Genomic DNA, 17,416 nt, shown 5'->3' with positions numbered 1-17,416 from the left:
CACCGGGGCGAGATGCGCCAGGTCGCCGGCCGGCTGCCCGTCGCCGGGGCGCCCTTCGAGCACGGGGTGATCCTCGACGCACCGCCGGAGCCCACACCCCTGACGGGGGACGCGCTGACCGACCTGCTCAGCGCGATGCTCGCCGTCGCGGGGCAGCTCGAGCTCCCGGCCGTGCTGGACCGGTTCGTGCAGGTCACCGCCGAGCTCACGTGCGCCCGGTTCGCCGCCATCAACGTCCTCGACGACACCGGGACGTCCACGACGTTCGTCTACACGGGCGTCCCGACGGCCGTCGCCCGCGCCATGCGCCACCCCCCGCACGCGCAGGGCGTGCTCGGGCAGATCCCCGTCGACGGCGTCCTGCGCCTCGACGACCTCACGCAGCACCCCGCCTTCCAGGGCTGGCCCGCGCACCACCCGCCGATGGGGTCCTTCCTCGGCACGTCGGTCAAGGTGGGCGAGCACGTGTTCGGCCAGCTGTACCTCTCCGAGAAGGACGGGGGCGGCGGGTTCACCCAGCGCGACGAGCACATGGTCGTCGCGCTCGCCGCGGCGGCGGGCGTGGCGGTCTCCAACGCCCAGCTGTACGCGGAGTCCGAGCGGCGCGAGCACTGGCTGCGTGCCGGGCAGGACATCACGACGATGCTCCTCGAGGGCGTCGACGAGGAGTCCGCCCTCGAGCACGTCGCCCGCACGGCGCGCGAGGTCGCCGGGGCCGACACCGCGGCGCTCGCCCTGCCGGGCATGGGCGGGGAGCTCTTCATCGAGCTCGCGGACGGCTACCGCGCGGCCGAGCTCACGGGCCTGGTCATGCCGCGCGGCGGCCGCGCGTGGACCGTGCTCGAGGAGGGGCGCGGGCTGCTGACGCCGTCGCTCTCGGCGTCACGCACCGTCAAGCTCGAGGAGATGCGCGCCTTCGGGCCGGCGATGTTCGCCCCGCTGCACTCGTCCGGCCGCGGCGTGGGCGTGCTGGTGCTGCTGCGCCGCATCGGCGGCACGCCGTTCGACGACAGCGACCTCGCGACGGCGGAGTCGTTCGCGGCGCAGGCGGCGCTCGCGTACGTCCTGGCCGAGGCCCGGCACGCGCAGGACGTCGCGGCGCTGCTCGACGAGCGCGAGCGGATCGCGCGCGACCTGCACGACCTCGCGATCCAGCAGCTGTTCGCCACCGGCATGCAGCTGGAGACCGTGCGGCGACGTGCCGCCAGGGGCGTCGACCCGCAGGAGCTCATGAGCATCGTCGAGGACGCGCTCGACAACGTCGACAGCTCCGTGCGGCAGATCCGCCAGATCGTCTACGCGCTGCGCGACCCCGACGCCGCGACGGGCCTGGTCGAGCGGCTGCGCCGCGAGACGTCGCTCGCGCGCACCGGGCTCGGGTTCGCCCCGTCGCTCGTGCTCTCCCTCGACGGCGAGGGGCTCACGCCCGGCGACGGCGAGGCCGAGGACCGGATCGACGAGCGGCTCGAGCAGGAGCTGACCGACGACGTCGTGGCGGTCGTGCGCGAGGGCCTCGCGAACGCCGCGCGCCACGCGCACGCGTCGTCCGTGAGCGTGCGCGTCGTCGTGCGCGGCTCGGGGCCCACCGGCGACGTCGAGGTCGAGGTCGAGGACGACGGGGTCGGCCTGCCGGCCCTGCGCGAGCGCAGCTCGGGCACCAGCAACCTCGCGTCGCGCGCGCGCCAGCACGGCGGCACGTTCACCCTGGGGACGTCCCCGCGCGGCACGGGCACGCTCCTGACGTGGCGGGCGCCGCTCGGCTGAGCGGCGTCACCGCCAGGAGCTCAGTGCCCGGGCTCGGCCCGCCACCCGGAGTTCTTGCGCGACGCGACCCACGCCGCGACCTGCGTCCGGCGCTGCAGGCCCATCTTCGCCAGCAGCGACGTGATGTGGTTCTTCACGGTCTTCTCCGCGACACCGAGCCGCTCGGCGATCTCGCGGTTCGACATGCCCTCGCCGATGAGGTCGAGGACGCGCAGCTCGCTGGGCGTCAACGACTCGGTGGGGTCCTCGTGACCGGCGCGGCGGCGGGCCACCGTCCGGTCGTCCAGCAGCGTGCGCCCGGCGGCGACGGCACGGATGACGTCGGTGATCTCGGCGCCGCGCACGCTCTTGAGGAGGTAGGCGGACGCGCCGGCGTCGAGCGCGGCGGCCAGCGCGTCGTCGTCGTCGAACGACGTCAGGACGATCGCGCGCGCGCTGGGCAGCGTCTCGCGCACCGCCTGGAGCAGGTCGATGCCCGTGCCGTCCGGCAGCTGCAGGTCGACGAGCATGACCTGGGGCCGCACGAGCGTGGCACGACGGACACCGTCGGCGACCGAACCGGCCTCCGCGACGACGGTCATCCCGTCGGTCCGTTCGACGACCTCGGCGATGCCACGCCGGACGACCTCGTGGTCGTCGACGATCATGACGGAGATGGGGCCGGGCCGACCGCCCGAGGCGGGCGGCGGCGTCGACTGGCTCGTGGTTGACACGATGGCATCGTATCGACCCATGAGCCTGATCCTGCTGCCGACGACGGTCGACGGCGCGCCGAGCGCCCCCCGGGGCGTCGAGTGCGTCCCCTACGACGTGGCGGGACCACCTCCGCCGCAGGCTGCGCACGCCGACGCGATCGTCGTGTGGGGCAACCCCGCCGACCGCCTCGCCGAGCTCGCCGCAGCGGCGCCGCGCGTGCGCTGGGTGCAGACGCTCGCGGCCGGGCCGGACGCCGTGCTCGCGGCCGGGTTCGCACCGGACGTGGTCGTGACCAACGGGCGCGGCCTGCACGACGCGACCGTCGCCGAGCACGTGCTGGCGCTCGTGCTCGCGTGCGTGCGGTCCGTGCCGTCCATGGTCCGCGCCCAGGCGGAGCACCGGTGGGCCGACGACCTGGGCGGTCTGCAGCCGCTGCACTCCCCCGACGCCGTGCGCACGCTCCTCGACGCCCACGTCACCGTGTGGGGGTTCGGGTCGATCGCGGCGCGCCTGGCACCGCTGCTGGCCGGCCTGGGGGCGCACGTCACGGGCGTCGCCACGACCGCCGGCGACCGGTACGGGTTCCCCGTGGTGACCCCCGCGGACCTGACCGAGGCCCTGCCGCGCACGGATGTGCTGGTGGGCCTCCTGCCGGCGCTCCCGGCCACCCGGCACGCCATCGGCCGGGACGTGCTGGACCTCCTCCCGAGCCGCGCCTGGGTCGTCAACGCCGGCCGGGGCTCCACGCTCGACGAGGACGCGCTGCTGGACGCGGTCCGCGCGGGGCGCGTCGCGGGTGCCGCGCTCGACGTGTTCGCGACCGAGCCGCTGCCGGCCACCTCGCCGCTGTGGGACGAGCCGCACGTCCTGGTCAGCCCGCACGCCGCCGGGGGCCGCCCGGTCGGCTGGCAGGACCTCGTCGCCGACAACCTCGCGCGGTTCGTCGCGGGCACGCCCCTGCGCAACGTGGTCCGGCGCTGAGGGCCCGTCCCGCCGCCGACGTCCGTGAGGTCAGCGGCGGCGGGGCCGGGGGCGCGGCTGGCAGCGCGGGCACGTGTACGACGAGCGGTTGGCGAACGCGTCGCGCCGCACGGGCGTCCCGCACCGGGGGCACGGCCGGCCCTCCTGCCCGTAGACGGCCAGCGACCGGTCGAAGTAGCCCGACGCCCCGTTGACGTTGACGTACAGGGCGTCGAAGCTCGTCCCGCCCTGCGCGAGCGCCTCGGTCATGACCGAGGCGGCCGCGTCGAGCACGCGCTCGACGTCCGTGGCACGCAGCGCGGCCGTGGGCCGCGTGCCGTGCAGGCGCGCACGCCACAGGGCTTCGTCGGCGTAGATGTTGCCGACGCCGGACACGAGCGTCTGGTCGAGCAGGGCGCGCTTGACCTCCGTGCGCCGCGCGCGGACCGCCGCGACGAGCGCCGTCCGGTCCAGCGCGGGGTCCAGCAGGTCCCGGGCGATGTGCGCGACCGGGGCCGGCAGGACGGGACGCGGTGACCCGTGCCCGCCCGCCGCACCGTCGGCGGTGGGGACCAGGTCGGGCACCGACAGGTGGCCGAACGTCCGCTGGTCGACGAAGTCGAGCGCCGAGCCGTCGTCGAGGGCGAGGCGCACGCGCAGGTGAGGGTGCTCGACCCAGCCCGCGGGCCCTGGTGCGGCGACGGGGTCGGCCGCCGTCCCGGCCGCCCCGGCGGCGGGACCGCGCACGAGCAGCTGACCGCTCATCCCGAGGTGCGCCATCAGGGCGTCGTCCCCCCGGCCCGGGCCGTCGTCCAGCACGAGCCACAGGAACTTGCCTCGACGGACCGCGGCCTCCAGGCGCCGGCCGACGAGCCGCGCCGCGAAGTCGACCGGGCCGGCCTCGTGCCGTCGCACCGAGTAGTCGCGGCGCACCTGCACGTCGGTGACCGTGCGGCCCAGGACGTGGCGTGCGAGCCCGTCGCGGACGGTCTCGACCTCGGGAAGCTCGGGCACCCGTCAGGCCGGGTCGGTCGCGGGGACCTCGTCCCCCGTGGCCTCGCGCAGCGCGTTGAGGGCCGCCCAGGCGGCCGACGCGGCCTCCTGCTCGGCGACCTTCTTGGCCGGGCCGGTGCCGGAGCCGCGCACCTCGCCGCCGACGACGGCGTGGGCGGTGAACGTGCGGGCGTGGTCGGGCCCCTCGCCGGTCACCTCGTAGTACGGCGCACCGAGCCCGAGCGCGGCGGACAGCTCCTGCAGCGAGGTCTTCCAGTCGAGCCCCGCGCCGAGGTCCGCGGCAGCGGTGAGGGTCGGCCGGACGAGCCGGTCGACGAGGACCCGTGCGGGCTCGAGACCGTGCGAGAGGTACACCGCACCGAAGATCGCCTCGAGCGTGTCGGACAGGATCGAGTCCTTGTCCTTGCCGCCGGTGGCGAGCTCACCCTTGCCGAGCAGCACGTAGCTGCCGAGGTCCAGCGTCCGGGCGACCTGCGCGAGCGCGCGCTGCGACACGGTCGCGGCGCGCATCTTGGCGAGGTCGCCCTCGGAGTTCGCGGGGTGCGTCCGGTAGAGGTGCTCGGTCACCACGAGCCCCAGGACGGTGTCACCGAGGAACTCGAGGCGCTCGTTGGTGGGGATGCCGCCGGCCTCGTGGGCGAACGAGCGGTGCGTCAGCGCCAGCACGAGAAGCTCGGGGTCCAGGTGGACCCCGAGCTTCTCGAGGAGCGACTGCGCTGCCGCGCTCACGCGACGTCGGTGTCGACGGCTGTGCCGGTCATCGGGCCCGTGAGGGTCAGACGGCCTCGTGCTCGCTGCGCACGGCCTCGACGTAGCGACGGCCGTTGTACGCGCCGCACGTCGGGCACGCGATGTGCGGCCGCGTCTGCGACTTGCACTGGGGGCAGCTGGTGAGCGTCGTGGCAGTGGTCTTCCACTGCGACCGACGCGCACGGGTGTTGCTGCGCGACATCTTGCGCTTCGGAACCGCCACGGTCAGCTCTCTCTCTTCTCGTCGTCAGTGCCCTGCAGGCCGCCGAGGGCGGCCCACCGGGGGTCGATCGTCTCATGCGCATGGTCCGGGTCGTCGGCGAGCCGCGCCCCGCACTCCGAGCACAGTCCCGGGCAGTCCGTCCGGCACAGGGGCCGGAAGGGCAGCGCGGGCACGACCGCGTCACGCAACGCGGGCTCGAGGTCGACCAGGTCGCCCTCCAGCTCGCGCAGGTCCTCGTCGTCGTCACCGTTCGCCTCCGCGACGTCGGCACGCTCGGGGTACACGTACAGCTCCTGCAGCGGGACGTCGACAGGCTCGACCACCCGCTCCAGGCACCTGACGCACTCCCCGACGGCTTCGCCGCGGATCGAGCCGGTGACCAGAACCCCTTCCATGACCGCCTCGAGCCGGAGATCCAGCTCGAGGTCGTTCCCGGCAGGGATGCCGATCATGCCGCTGCCGAGCTCGTCGGGTGCCGCGACCGTCCGCTGCACCTTCCGCATCGATCCCGGACGTCGGCCGAGCTCGTGCGTCTCGAGCACGAACGGCGAACGGGGATCGAGGTGGGATGGGCGCACGGTCCGGTCCCCTCGTTCCAGGTGGCACCGTGCGCAGGGCGCGCGGTGCCTCGTTGCGGCAATGACGACTCGGCCCACGCCAGACCGGCAGGACCAACCGGAAACTCTACGGCACCATCGGCCGCGGTCCCAAACCGAGCGGGCTGCGTGGCACGACGAGGCCGCGACGGACGACCGGGCTACGCACCGTCGCCGGGCAGCAGCCGGCCCGCGAGCTTCGCGCGGCCGGCCTGCACCTGCGCCAGGATCTTGCCCAGGTCGATCTCGAAGTCGGCCAGACGACGGTCGCAGTAGTCGTCGGCGTCGCGCCGCAGGGACTCCGCCGTGGCCTGCGCCTGCGCGACGATCTCCGCCGCGCGCGACCGCGCCTCCGTGACGACGCTCTCCTGCTCGACGAGCTCGGCCGCACGGGTCCGGGCACGCGCGAGCACCGCGTCGGCCTCGGCCTGCGCCGCGGCGCGCGCGGCGTCCGCGTCGGCGAGCACCTCGTCCGCCTGGTGCAGCTGCGACGGCAGCGCCGCCCGCACCTGGTCCACGAGCTCGAGGAGCTCCGCGCGGTTGACCAGGACCGACGACGACATGGGCATCGCGCGCGCCTGCGTCACCGCGTCCTCGAGCGCGTCGAGCACACCCCCGACGCCCTCCGTGCGCTCCTCGCCGTCGTCCACGTGCTCCGTCATCGTCCGTCCTCTCCCCCGACGCCCGTGGCCGGTGCCAGTGCACGTCGCACTGCCGCCGCCACCGCGGGCGTCACCATGTCGTCGATCGGTCCGCCGTGCCGTGCCACGTCCTTCACCAGGGACGACGCGATGTGCGCGCGCCCCGGGTCTCCCAGGACGAACACGGTCTCCACCCCGGAGAGGTGGCGGTTCATGAGTGCCATCGCGAGCTCCGCGTCGAGGTCCGCCCCGCTGCGCAGGCCCTTGACGACCGCACGCGCCCCCACGTCGCGCACCAGGTCCACCAGCAGACCGTCGGTCGCCACGACCCGCACGCCCGGCATCCCGCCCAGGGCGTCGACCGCGAGCCGTACGCGTTCGTCAGGGGGCAGCAGCGACCGCTTCGACGCGTTGTGCGCCACGGCCACCACGACCTCGTCGAACATCGACGACGCACGCCGGACGACGTCCACGTGACCGAGCGTGATCGGGTCGAACGACCCGGGGCAGACGGCGGTGCTCACGGACGCCAACCTACGTCACGACCCCCTGACGGACCCGGCAGCGGCTCGCTAGGGTCGCGCTGTGACGACGATCCGTCCGGCGACGTCCGCGGACGTCCCGTCCCTGCGCACGGTCTGCGCGCTCGCCTACGACGAGAACCCGCTCATGCGCTGGGTGCTGCCGGACGCGTCGACCCGGGCGGACGCGTGCGCCGCCTGGCTGGGGCCGTCGCTCGAGCGGTACCTGGCGACGGGACGCCTCGACGTGCTGGTCGTCGACGAGCACGTGGTCGCGGTCGCCGCGTGGCGTCCACCGGGCACGGACGTGGGGACCGGCGCCACGACCCTGCCGTCACCGGCGGGAGTGCTGCGCGCGCTCGTCGGTGCGACGCGAGCCGCGCAGGTGCTCGAGGCCCTCGGCGGTACCGGCGCGCTCGCCCCCGCTGAGCCGGGCGCCTACCTCAACTACCTCGCCGTGCACCCGGAGCACCAGTCGCGCGGGTTCGGGGGCCGGCTGCTCCGGCACGGGCTCGACGCCCTGCGGGGCGAGGCGGGGACGCCGTGGCTCGCGACGACCGACCCGCGCAACGTCCCGTTCTACGAGCGGCACGGGTTCGCGCGCGCGGGGACGCGGACCCTCGGCGTCGACGGACCCGGGCTCACGGTCCTGCACGGCCCCGGTTGCACCGCGCCGCCCGCACCGCCAGCCTGACCGGATGGCCGGCAGCGCACGCGAGCACGACGTCGTGGTCCTGGGCGCGACCGGGTTCGTCGGGACGCTCGTCGCCGAGCACCTCGCGCGGGCCGCGCCCGCGGGGACCCGCATCGCGCTGGCCGGCCGGTCCCGCGACAGGCTCGCCCGCGTGCGCGCCCGGCTCCCCGCCGGTGCGCAGGGCTGGCCCCTCGTCGTCGCGGACGTGGACGACGACGCCTCCCTGCGCGCCCTGGCCGCCGCGACGCAGGTGGTCGTCACCACCGTCGGGCCGTACCTGAGGTCGGGGCTGCCGGTCGTCGAGGCGTGCGCCCGCGCGGGGACGCACTACGCCGACCTCACCGGCGAGGTCCCGTTCGTCCGACGCGCCACGGACGCGCACGGCGAGGTCGCCCGCGCGACGGGCGCGCGCCTGGTCCACGCGTGCGGGTACGACGCCGTCCCGTCGGACCTGGCCGTGCTGGCGCTGCACCGCCGTGTCGCGGCCGACGACGCCGGCACCCTCGGGCACGTCCGCCTGGTCGCGAGCGCCCGCGGGGGCGTGAGCGGGGGGACGGTCGCGTCCGTGCGCGGCATCGCCGAGCTCGCGGTGCGCGACGCGTCCGTCCGCCGGCTGCTGGCCGACCCGTACGCGCTGAGCCCGGACCGTGCCGCCGAGCCCGCCACGACGCAGCCGCGCGACACGCCGGCGCCCGGACGGACCGTCGACGGTCGCTGGGTCGCCACGTCACCCATGGGGTCGTTCAACACGCGCGTGGTGCGGCGGTCGAACGCGCTGCAGGGCTGGGCGTACGGGCGGGACCTGCGATACGAGGAGGTCGCGGCGACCGGCCGGGGCCTGCGCGGGGCCGCGGCCGCCGTCGGGCTGACCGTCGGCCTGCCGCTGGCCCTGGCGGCGCTCACGGTCCCGCCCGCACGCACCCTCCTCGACCGTGTGCTGCCGGCCCCGGGCACCGGCCCGGACGCCGCCACGCGCCGCGACGGCTGGTTCCGGATGGACGTCCACGCGGTCACCACGACGGGCCGGCGCTACCGCGCGCTCGCGGCCGGTCAGGGCGACCCCGGCTACGCCGCGACCGCCGTCATGCTCGGCGAGGCGGCGCTCGCCCTCGCGCTGGACGGTCACCGCCTCCCGGACCGCGCCGGGTCCCTCACGCCGACGACCGGCGTCGGCGACGTGCTCGTCGAGCGCCTCCGGGCCGCGGGGCACACCTACGAGGCGGCCGAGCGCTGACCGGGCCGTCCCGCGGCGGGCCGGCTCAGCCCCGGCCCAGCGCGGCGACGGCAGCCGCCGCCGCCTCGGCGACCAGGGCGTCGTCGTGCTCGGCGTCCCGGTCCGCGCGGTCGGACATGACCGCGACGACGATCGGCGCGCCGCCCGGCGGCCAGACGACCGCCACGTCGTTGCGCGTGCCGTACCCGGCGGTCCCGGACTTGTCGCCCACGACCCAGTCGGCGGGCAGCCGCGCGCGCACGAGCGCGTCCCCCGTGCGCGTCCCGGTCAGCCACGCGGTGAGGACGGCCCGCTCGTCGTCGTCGAGCATGTCGCCGAGGGCGTAGGCGCGCAGGTCCTCGGCCAGCGCACGCGGCGTCGTGGTGTCCCGTTCGTCACCGCGCGCCGCCTCGTTGAGGTCGGGCTCCGTGCGCGAGACGACCGTGACGTCGTCGCCCAGCGCCGCGAGCGCGGCGTCGAGCGCGGCCGGTCCCCCGAGCGCCTCCAGCAGCAGGTTCGCGGCCGTGTTGTCGCTGCGTGTGACGGCCGCCTCGGCGACCTCGGCGAGCGTCATGGTCCCGCCCACCCGCGTCTCGGTAACGGGCGAGAACACGACGAGGTCGTCCGCCTCCACCGGTACCTGCCGGCCGAGGCCGTCGACGCCGACGAGGTCCAGCAGCGCGCCGGCCGCGAGCGCCTTGATCGTCGAGGCGTACGCGAAGCGCTCGTCGTCGCGCCACACAACCGCGGCGCCGGTGCCGGTGTCGACGGCGTGGACGCCCACGCGGGCGTCGTAACGGGCCTCGAGCTCGTCGAGCGGCAGCGGGGACGGGGACGGGGTGGTCGTCGGCGCGGCGGCCGCCGGCGTGCTGCCGGGGCTGCTCGCGGTGCCGGTGATGGTGGGGGCGACCTGGGGGGAAGCGCCGCAGCCGGTGACCACGAGGGCGAGGAACAGGCCCACGACGAGGGCGCGGCACGGGCTCGGCGTTCGTGGCACGACGAACATCCTGCGACATCCGACGCGCTCCGACCAGCTCCGGGCCACGGGGCGGCGGCCCCGGGCGCACCTCAGGCGCCCCACCGACCGGCGGCCGCCGCACGCTCCATCGTCGTGACGTGCGGCGGCTCGCGACGCTCACGCACGAGCAGACCCGGCAGGCTGGCGGCGGGTGCGCGCACCTCGCTGTCGCCGGCGTGCGCGACGATGGCATCGACGATCCGGCGCGAGAGGTCCAGGCGTGGCAGCTGCGTCACGAGGACCGACGCGAGCTCGCCGGGCACGACCTCGGCACCGGCGCCGAAGTCCATGGCGATGCCCGCGCGGGCGAGCGCGACCTCGGGCTGCTTGTGCTCGGCGATGCCGACCGACGTGTGCAGCGCGACCGCGTCCCACACGGTGTCCGCCGCGCGCTGCGGCAGGCCCTGGTCGATCGCGAAGGACCGCGCGAGGTCGGCGCCCTCGACCTCGAAGCGCCGGTCGCCGCGGGACGGCACGTGCAGCCCGGTGTCGTGCAGGACGCACGCGACGAAGAGGACCTCGTCGTCGAAGTCGGCCCGCACGTGCCAACCCCGCGCGGCGGCGGCGACGCGCGCGAGCACCCAGCTGCGCACGCTGTGGTGCAGGAGGTAGTCCGGCTCGAGGTGCCGAGCCAGTGCCAGGGCCGCTCGCGGCACACCGCCGGGCGGCAGGACGAGGCCCCCGGCGTCGAGGAGCTCGTCCTGCAGGGCCGGCAGGAGCGGCGCGCGCGTCGTCATGACCCGATCGTCCCGGGGCCGGGCGCACTCGCCCACCGTCCTGATCGCCAGGGTTCCGTAGGATCACGCCACATGCCGCGTGAGCAGGTCCACCCGGTGGCGGTGCTCGCCCTGCCCGGCGTGGTCGCCTTCGACATGGCCATCCCCCTCGAGGTCTTCTCCGGGACCGGCGCGCCGTACGCGGTGCAGCTCGTCACGGCGGACGGCGCACCGGTCACGACGAGCTCCGGCCTCACCGTGACGCCGCACGCCGGACCCGAGGCGCTCCGCGACGCGGGCACCGTCGTCGTGCCCGGCTTCTCGCCGGCCCCGGGGACACCCCCGGCTGCGGCGCTCGACCTGCTCCGCGCCGCCCACGGCCGCGGCGCGCGCCTGGTCTCGATCTGCACGGGCGCGTTCGCGCTCGCCGCTGCCGGGCTGCTCGACGGCCGCCCCGCGACCACCCACTGGGAGCACACCGACGACCTCGCGGCAGCCCACCCTCAGGTCACGGTGGTGCCGGACGTCCTGTTCGTCGACGACGGCGACATCCTGACCTCGGCGGGGATGGCGGCAGGCATCGACCTGTGCCTGCACGTCGTCCGGCGCGACCACGGCGCCCGGACGGCGCGCGCGGTCGCGCGGCGCCTCGTCGTGGCCGCCCACCGCGAGGGCGGTCAGGCCCAGTACGTCGCCACGCCCGTCCCCGAGATCGGCAACGGCTCGCTGGCCGACACCCGGGCGTGGGCGCTCGACCACCTGGCCGAGCCGCTCACGCTCGACGACCTGGCGCGCCGCGCGCTGGTCTCGACCCGCACGCTCGCGCGGCGCTGGCGCGCCGAGACCGGCACCTCGCCCCTGAACTGGCTCACCGAGCAGCGCGTCCACCGGGCCCGGGAGCTGCTCGAGACCGACGCGACGATGGGCGTCGAGGAGGTCGCCCGACGGACCGGGCTGGGCACGGGCGACAACCTGCGCCTGCACACGCGCCGGCTGCTGGGCACGACACCGACCGGGTACCGGCGCTCGTTCGGGGCCCGGGCGCGCTGACGGCCGGGCGGCTCTGCGGCCCCGACCTGGGCCGGTTAGCCTCGTCGGGTGACCGTGCTCGACCGCCACCACGTCCGGGTCTCGGGTGCTCCCGGTGCGCAGCCGATCGTGTTCGTCCACGGGTTCGGGTGCGACCAGAACATGTGGCGTCACGTCGCCCCGGCGTTCGAGGACGCGTTCACGGTCGTGACCTTCGACCACGTCGGCGCCGGCGCGTCCGACCTGTCGGCGTACGACCCCGTGCGCCACGGCACGCTGCAGGGCTACGCCGACGACGTCCTGGAGATCCTGCGCGAGCTCGACCTGCACGACGTCGTGCTCGTGGGGCACTCGGTCTCGGCGATGATCGGGGTCCTGGCGGCGGTCGCCGAGCCCGAGCACTTCGACAAGCTCGTCCTCGTCGGCCCCTCGCCCCGGTACACCGACGACCACGGCTACACCGGCGGCTTCACCGAGGCGGACATCACCGAGCTGCTCGACTCGCTCGACAGCAACTACCTCGGCTGGTCGAGCGTGATGGCGCCCCTCATCATGGGCAACCCTGACCGCCCCGAGCTCGGTGCCGAGCTGACCGCGAGCTTCTGCCGCACCGACCCCGACATCGCGCGCCGGTTCGCGCACGTCACGTTCCTGTCGGACAACCGCGCCGACCTGCCGCGCGTCACGGTCCCGACGCTCGTGCTGCAGTGCACCGACGACGTCATCGCGCCCGTGGCGGTCGGGCAGTACGTGCGCGACGCCGTCCCCGGCGCCCGGCTCGTCCTGCTCGACGCGACCGGCCACTGCCCCCAGCTGAGCGCACCGGCGGCGACGACGGCCGCGATCGCCGAGTTCGTGCGCTGAGGGCACCGTGACGAGCCCCCCGAGCGACGCCTCCGACGCCGCCTTCCGCGAGGCTCTGCGGCAGGACGACCCCGCGCTGCTGTACGACCGCGCGCCGTGCGGGTACCTCTCGACGACGCCCGACGGGCTCGTCGTGCGCGTGAACGAGACGTTCCTCACCTGGACGGGCTACCGCCGCGAGGACCTCGTGGGGCGACGCCGGTTCGTCGATCTGCTGCCCGTCGGCGGGCGGATCTACCACGAGACGCACTACGCACCGACGCTGCGCCTGCAGGGCTCGGCGCGCGAGATCGCGCTCGAGATCGTCTGCTCCGACGGGCGGCGGCTGCCCGTGCTCGTCAACTCGGTGCTCGACCACGACGCCGACGGCGTGCCCCTCGTCGTCCGGACGGCCGTGTTCGACGCCACCGAGCGGCGGCGCTACGAGCTGGAGGTGCTGGCTGCCAAGCGCCGCGCCGAGGAGTCCGAGGCGCGGGCGCTCCAGCTGGCGCAGACGCTCCAGCAGACGCTCATCCCGCCGACCCCGCCGCACGTCCCGGGGCTCGACGTCGCGGCCGCGTACCGGCCCGCGGGCGACGGCCGGCACGTCGGAGGCGACTTCTACGACGTCTTCCAGGTGTCGACGGACGACTGGGTCGTGGTGCTGGGCGACGTCCAGGGCAAGGGTGCCGACGCGGCGGCCGTGACCGCGCTCGCCCGGTACACCGTGCGGGCGGCGTCCGTCGACCACGACGCCCCGAGGGACGTCCTGCGCACGCTCGACGAGGTCCTGCGCAGCGCCGACACCGGTCGCTTCTGCACCGCGGTGGTCGCGCGGCTGCGCCGCGCCGACGGGGCGTGGCAGGCGACCGTCGCGTGCGGCGGCCATCCGCTGCCGCTCCTGCGGCGGCGCGGGCGCCCCGCCACGAGCGTCGGCCGGCACGGTCCCCTGCTGGGCGTGTTCCCGCAGCCGGCGTTCACCGACACGGACGTCCCCCTGCGCCCGGGCGACGCGCTCGTGCTGTACACCGACGGCGTCACCGAGGCGCGGCGACGACGCGGCGAGCTCTACGGCGACGACCGCCTCACGGCCGTGGTCGACGAGCACCGCGGCCCTGCGGCGGACGTGACCGACGCGATCCTCCGGGACGTCATGGCGTACCAGTCGGGCGACGCGCGTGACGACATCGCCGTCGTGACCGTCGCCGTCGAGTGATCCGGCACCACGCGCGTTCCGGCGCCACCAGGTCCGGCGCCACGTGACCGCGGCGTCGCGCCCTCAGGCGGGGTGCTCCGCGAACCACACCTGCGTCTCGCCGTAGCGGCGGTCGGCCAGCGCGACGAGCGGCGCCGGCCACCGCGGCGCCGTCGCACGCGACGAGCGCTCGACCACGACCACCGCGCCGGGGGCCGTGCAGCGCGCGACCGCCGCGACCGCGTCCGCGAGCGCGTCGTCGGCGAGGTCGTAGGGCGGGTCGAGCAGCACGAGGTCGAACGTCGCGGCGGCGGCGCCGTCGGCCGGGGCGACGCGCGCGAGGTACCTGTCGACGCGGTCGGCGACGACGTCCACGCGCTCGGCCAGCCCCAGCGAGCGGGCGTTGCGACGGCACACGTCGACGGCGCCGCGTGCGGCGTCCACGAGCACGACGTGCGCCGCGCCGCGGCTCACGGCCTCCAGGCCGAGCGCACCGGACCCGGCGTACAGGTCCAGCACCCGGGCGCCGTCGACCGCGTCGAGGTGCTCGAGCCGGGAGAACAGCGCCTCGCGCACCCGCTCGCTCGTGGGCCGCGTGCCGGCCGGCGGGACCGCGAGGGTCCGCCCGCCCGCGCTGCCGGCGACGATCCGGGTCACGCGCCGGCTCCCTTGCGCTGCTCCTGGTCGTCGAGCATGCGCTCCATCCAGCCCTTCTCCGCGGTGGACGACGCGATCATCACCGCGATCACCGACAGCCACACCTGCGCCGTCACCATGAGCGTCGAGACCGTGCCCAGGCCGATGGCGATCCACAGGGGAAGCAGGCAGAACGCCACCAGGTCGGGCCCCCGCGCGATCACCGTCAGCACCCCGGTGGGCAGCGCACCGGCCGGCGTCGCGACGAGCGGCTTGTCCCAGCGCGGGGCCGGACGGTAGGCGGCCCGGACGGCCGCGGCGGCCCACACCGGCGCCGCGACGACGCCGAGCATGAGCCAGTCCTGCGTCGCCCCCGCCCAGCTCCCGACCGCCGTGAACGCCACCACCGACCAGATGACCGCCACGACGCCCGGCACCACCATCCGCAGCCGGCGCACAGTGCGGTGGCCCAGCGGCAGCAGGCGGTCCAGGACCGGCGCCATCTCGGCCCAACGGGCCCCCTCGGCGCTCGCGCTGGCCGCCATCCACCCGCCCGCGAGCACCGCGACGAGGATGCCGACCGTGCTCGCGAGCTGCGGCACGGCGGTGGCCAGCACGGGCAGCCCGGCGGCCACGACGAGCTGCACCACGTGCCGCAGCGAGCGGCGCAGGACGACGAGGTCCGCCGTCACCAGGGCCGTCGCCGGACCTCGCGCGGTGCGCAGCCGCGAGACGCGTCGCCGCAGCGAGGGTGCGACGCCGCCCGTCAGCGCCCGTCCCAGCTCGCGCGAGTCGAGGGAGACCACGGCCCCGACGGCCTGGGTAGCGACCGAGCCGCCCTCGCGCAGGGTCCTGCCGGGCAGCACGCCCAGCCGGCGGTCGACCGCCGTCGCGAGCACGGCCGCGGTCACGGCGGCGCCCGCGACGACGAGCCACGAGGGGGACGGCAGCGCGGTGGGGGTCCGGCCCGTGAGCACCACGAGGGCGGCCAGCACGGGGGCGGCCACCAGCACGACGTCGCCCGCGAGCGCGATGCCCCGGCGCGGCACGCCACGCGTCTGCGCGAGCGCCGCGACGAGCACGACGACGCCCGCGAGGCACGCGCCGAGGAGCCCGGCGCGCAGCAGGTCCGCTCCCGTGCGGGCCAGCAGTCCCGCCTCCAGGACCACCACGACGGACGCGCCCGCGAGCGCCGCGACGAGCGGCACCCGCCGGGCCGACGGACGCAGCAGGCCGCGGCGGTCGACGGGCAGCGGCAGCCACCAGGCCGCCTGGGCACCCTCGGCCCCCACCGGGCCGAGCCGACCGGCGGTCGACAGGAGCGCGCCGGCCGCGGCGAGCAGCACCAGTGCGACGAGCGCAGGCAGGCTCAGGCCGCCCGGCGCGCGGGCGGGCGGCGCCGCGGGCAGCGCGCTCCCGAGCTGCTGGACCACACCGAGCACGATCAGCACGGAGATCACGACGCTGGTGACCGCCGTGTAGACGTCGGTCAGCAGCGACCCGAGGCTCGCGCCGGCCTTCGCGCGCGCGGCCTGCGCCGTGAACCGGCGGATCGAGCGGGCCGACGGCACCTCGCCCAGGTCGAAGTCCCCGACCCGCGGGTCGTCGGGCAGCTCGTCGCCGGCCGCGTCGTGCGGCGCCCCGGCCGGGCCCGCCGGACTCACGGCGGGGCCCGTCACAGCGCGACCCGGGCGATCCGGTCCGCGGCCTCGGCGGGCGACAGGACCCGCGACCGGTCGTCGGCGACGTGCACCGCGCGCGTGCAGACGGCGGCCACGAGGTCGGGGTCGTGCGTCGCGAGGAGCACGGCGCCGCCCGCCTCGCGCTCGGCGCGCAGGCGGTCGGCGAGCCGCGCGCGCATCCGCTGGTCGAGCCGCTGCTCGGGCTCGTCGAGGACCAGCAGCGACCGCGGCCGGGCGAACCCGGCGGCCAGCAGCAGCCGGCGCCGCTGACCCGAGGACAGCGACACGGGCGTGGCCCGCGCGTGGTCGGCGAGCCCGAACTCCTCGAGCAGCACCTCGACCTCGTCCTGCGCACCGAGGACCCCGTGGCCGCGGGCGGTCAGGTACAGGTGCTCCGACACGGTCAGCGCCGGGAAGTAGGCGTCGTCGTCGAGCACGCTGGAGACCTCGCGCCGGAACCAGGTCTCGCGCTCGTCGACCGGGCGGCCGAGGACCTCGACGCTGCCGACCAGCGGCTCCAGCAGGCCGAGGACCGTCTTGAGCACCGTCGACTTCCCGGACCCGTTCGCGCCGACCAGGGCGAGCGCCTGCCCCTCGTCGATCGTGAAGGACACCGGGGCGCACACGGGCGCCGCGCCGTAGCCGACCTGCAGATCTCGAACGCGCACCACCGGAGCCATGCCGTCAGGGTAGTCAGCGCGGCACGGGTCCCCGCGCCGCACGGGGGTCAGGCCCGGTCGAGGAACTCCTCGCGCTCGCCCGCCAGCGACGCCTCGATCGCCGCTCGCAGGGCCGGCCACGCCTCGAGGTCGGGGTCCTGCTCGACGAGCGCGCGCGCGTCGGTCCGTGCCCGCCCGATGACGTCGGCGTCCCGCGTGACCCGCAGCAGCCGCAGCGAGCTGCCGCGTCCGTGCTGCGCGGCGCCCAGGACGTCGCCCTCGTGCCGCAGCTCGAGGTCGAGGGCGGCCAGCTCGAAGCCGTCGGTCGTCGCCGCGAGCGTCTCGAGTCGCGTGTGCGCGTCCGTACCCGGCGCCGCGGAGCTGACCAGCAGGCACAGCCCGGGCCGGGTGCCACGTCCGACCCGACCCCGCAGCTGGTGCAGCTGGGAGATGCCGAAGCGGTCGGCGTCGAGGACGACCATGACGGTCGCGTCGGGCACGTCGACGCCGACCTCGACGACCGTGGTCGACACGAGCACGGGCGCCTCGCCCCCCGCGCAGGCCGC

At 76.2% G+C, this 17,416-nt stretch carries 20 protein-coding genes; 7 read left to right on the top strand and 13 right to left on the bottom strand.

All coding sequences use genetic code 11. The features are described from left to right. The first annotated feature begins 12 nt into the window (after window positions 1-12). Window positions 13-1,764, top strand: coding sequence for a sensor histidine kinase (locus tag H9657_RS07285; protein WP_225214891.1), 1,752 nt, complete (start codon window positions 13-15; stop codon window positions 1,762-1,764). A gap of 20 nt (window positions 1,765-1,784) precedes the next feature. Here H9657_RS07285 and H9657_RS07280 read toward each other — a convergent pair whose 3' ends face one another. Further along, window positions 1,785-2,411 (bottom strand): response regulator, encoded by a 627-nt coding sequence (locus H9657_RS07280; RefSeq protein ID WP_191782170.1) that lies wholly within the window; start codon window positions 2,409-2,411, stop codon window positions 1,785-1,787. A gap of 85 nt (window positions 2,412-2,496) precedes the next feature. On the opposite strand from H9657_RS07280, the gene H9657_RS07275 reads away from it, so the two are divergent. Next, window positions 2,497-3,441, top strand: coding sequence for a phosphoglycerate dehydrogenase (locus H9657_RS07275; protein WP_225214853.1), 945 nt, complete (start codon window positions 2,497-2,499; stop codon window positions 3,439-3,441). Between the two features lie 30 nt (window positions 3,442-3,471). On the opposite strand, the gene mutM is transcribed toward H9657_RS07275, so the two are convergent. From mutM to coaD, 6 genes are all read right to left on the bottom strand, one after another. Then, entirely contained in the window at window positions 3,472-4,434 is a 963-nt protein-coding gene (gene mutM, locus H9657_RS07270; RefSeq protein WP_191781895.1) for a bifunctional DNA-formamidopyrimidine glycosylase/DNA-(apurinic or apyrimidinic site) lyase, read from the bottom strand. A 3-nt stretch (window positions 4,435-4,437) separates the two neighbouring features. After that, window positions 4,438-5,163: a ribonuclease III gene (gene rnc, locus H9657_RS07265; protein ID WP_191781893.1), complete on the bottom strand. Its 726-nt coding sequence runs from the start codon at window positions 5,161-5,163 to the stop codon at window positions 4,438-4,440. A 46-nt stretch (window positions 5,164-5,209) separates the two neighbouring features. Further along, the gene (gene rpmF / locus H9657_RS07260) at window positions 5,210-5,407 is read right to left on the bottom strand and encodes a 50S ribosomal protein L32 (RefSeq protein ID WP_191781891.1); all 198 of its coding nucleotides are present in this window, start codon (window positions 5,405-5,407) and stop codon (window positions 5,210-5,212) included. 2 nt (window positions 5,408-5,409) lie between these two features. Beyond that, window positions 5,410-5,910 carry a YceD family protein gene (locus H9657_RS07255; protein ID WP_225214852.1) on the bottom strand — a complete coding sequence of 167 codons (501 nt, stop codon included), beginning with the start codon at window positions 5,908-5,910 and terminating at the stop codon, window positions 5,410-5,412. Window positions 5,911-6,164: 254 nt separating this feature from the next. Then, entirely contained in the window at window positions 6,165-6,665 is a 501-nt protein-coding gene (locus tag H9657_RS07250; protein ID WP_191781887.1) for a hypothetical protein, read from the bottom strand. Beyond that, window positions 6,662-7,168 carry a pantetheine-phosphate adenylyltransferase gene (coaD, locus tag H9657_RS07245; protein ID WP_191781885.1) on the bottom strand — a complete coding sequence of 169 codons (507 nt, stop codon included), beginning with the start codon at window positions 7,166-7,168 and terminating at the stop codon, window positions 6,662-6,664. Before coaD ends, H9657_RS07250 begins: the two co-directional genes overlap by 4 nt. Window positions 7,169-7,229: 61 nt before the next feature. On the opposite strand from coaD, the gene H9657_RS07240 reads away from it, so the two are divergent. Together H9657_RS07240 and H9657_RS07235 are read left to right on the top strand one after the other, a co-directional pair. Then, entirely contained in the window at window positions 7,230-7,859 is a 630-nt protein-coding gene (locus H9657_RS07240) for a GNAT family N-acetyltransferase (protein ID WP_191781884.1), read from the top strand. Between the two features lie 4 nt (window positions 7,860-7,863). Continuing rightward, the gene (locus tag H9657_RS07235; RefSeq protein ID WP_191781882.1) at window positions 7,864-9,093 is read left to right on the top strand and encodes a saccharopine dehydrogenase family protein; all 1,230 of its coding nucleotides are present in this window, start codon (window positions 7,864-7,866) and stop codon (window positions 9,091-9,093) included. A gap of 25 nt (window positions 9,094-9,118) precedes the next feature. Here the strand turns inward: H9657_RS07235 and bla are convergent, their stop codons facing one another. Then, complete coding sequence (bla, locus tag H9657_RS07230; RefSeq protein ID WP_318241361.1) at window positions 9,119-10,069, bottom strand: class A beta-lactamase; 951 nt, start codon at window positions 10,067-10,069, stop codon at window positions 9,119-9,121. 71 nt (window positions 10,070-10,140) lie between these two features. Further along, the gene (locus tag H9657_RS07225; RefSeq protein WP_191781878.1) at window positions 10,141-10,827 is read right to left on the bottom strand and encodes an HD domain-containing protein; all 687 of its coding nucleotides are present in this window, start codon (window positions 10,825-10,827) and stop codon (window positions 10,141-10,143) included. A 72-nt stretch (window positions 10,828-10,899) separates the two neighbouring features. Between H9657_RS07225 and H9657_RS07220 the strand changes: the two genes are divergently transcribed. From H9657_RS07220 to H9657_RS07210, 3 genes are read left to right on the top strand one after another with little or no spacing between them, the layout of a single operon-like run. Then, window positions 10,900-11,856, top strand: a complete 957-nt coding sequence (locus H9657_RS07220) for a GlxA family transcriptional regulator (protein WP_191781876.1) — start codon at window positions 10,900-10,902, stop codon at window positions 11,854-11,856. A gap of 48 nt (window positions 11,857-11,904) precedes the next feature. Then, window positions 11,905-12,699: an alpha/beta fold hydrolase gene (locus tag H9657_RS07215; RefSeq protein ID WP_191781874.1), complete on the top strand. Its 795-nt coding sequence runs from the start codon at window positions 11,905-11,907 to the stop codon at window positions 12,697-12,699. A 7-nt stretch (window positions 12,700-12,706) separates the two neighbouring features. Further along, entirely contained in the window at window positions 12,707-13,894 is a 1,188-nt protein-coding gene (locus H9657_RS07210; RefSeq protein WP_191781872.1) for a PP2C family protein-serine/threonine phosphatase, read from the top strand. A gap of 63 nt (window positions 13,895-13,957) precedes the next feature. On the opposite strand, the gene rsmD is transcribed toward H9657_RS07210, so the two are convergent. From rsmD to H9657_RS18990, 4 genes are all read right to left on the bottom strand, one after another. Next, a complete protein-coding gene (rsmD, locus tag H9657_RS07205; protein WP_191781870.1) occupies window positions 13,958-14,530 on the bottom strand; it encodes a 16S rRNA (guanine(966)-N(2))-methyltransferase RsmD in 573 nt (190 codons plus the stop codon). Continuing rightward, on the bottom strand, window positions 14,527-16,173 hold the full coding sequence (locus tag H9657_RS07200) for a DUF6297 family protein (RefSeq protein WP_191782208.1): 1,647 nt from the start codon (window positions 16,171-16,173) through the stop codon (window positions 14,527-14,529). The genes rsmD and H9657_RS07200 overlap by 4 nt, the downstream gene beginning before the upstream one ends. A gap of 11 nt (window positions 16,174-16,184) precedes the next feature. After that, entirely contained in the window at window positions 16,185-16,871 is a 687-nt protein-coding gene (locus H9657_RS07195; RefSeq protein ID WP_191781868.1) for an ABC transporter ATP-binding protein, read from the bottom strand. A gap of 47 nt (window positions 16,872-16,918) precedes the next feature. Beyond that, window positions 16,919-17,416: helicase-related protein (locus tag H9657_RS18990; protein WP_263598881.1), on the bottom strand; the 498-nt coding region annotated here is incomplete at its 5' end.

The organism is Cellulomonas avistercoris (genome assembly GCF_014836445.1).
Classification (GTDB): Bacteria; Actinomycetota; Actinomycetes; order Actinomycetales; family Cellulomonadaceae; genus Cellulomonas; species Cellulomonas avistercoris.
Note: the sequence above shows the minus strand (reverse complement) of the source record. Positions and strands in the feature narration are given on the sequence as shown.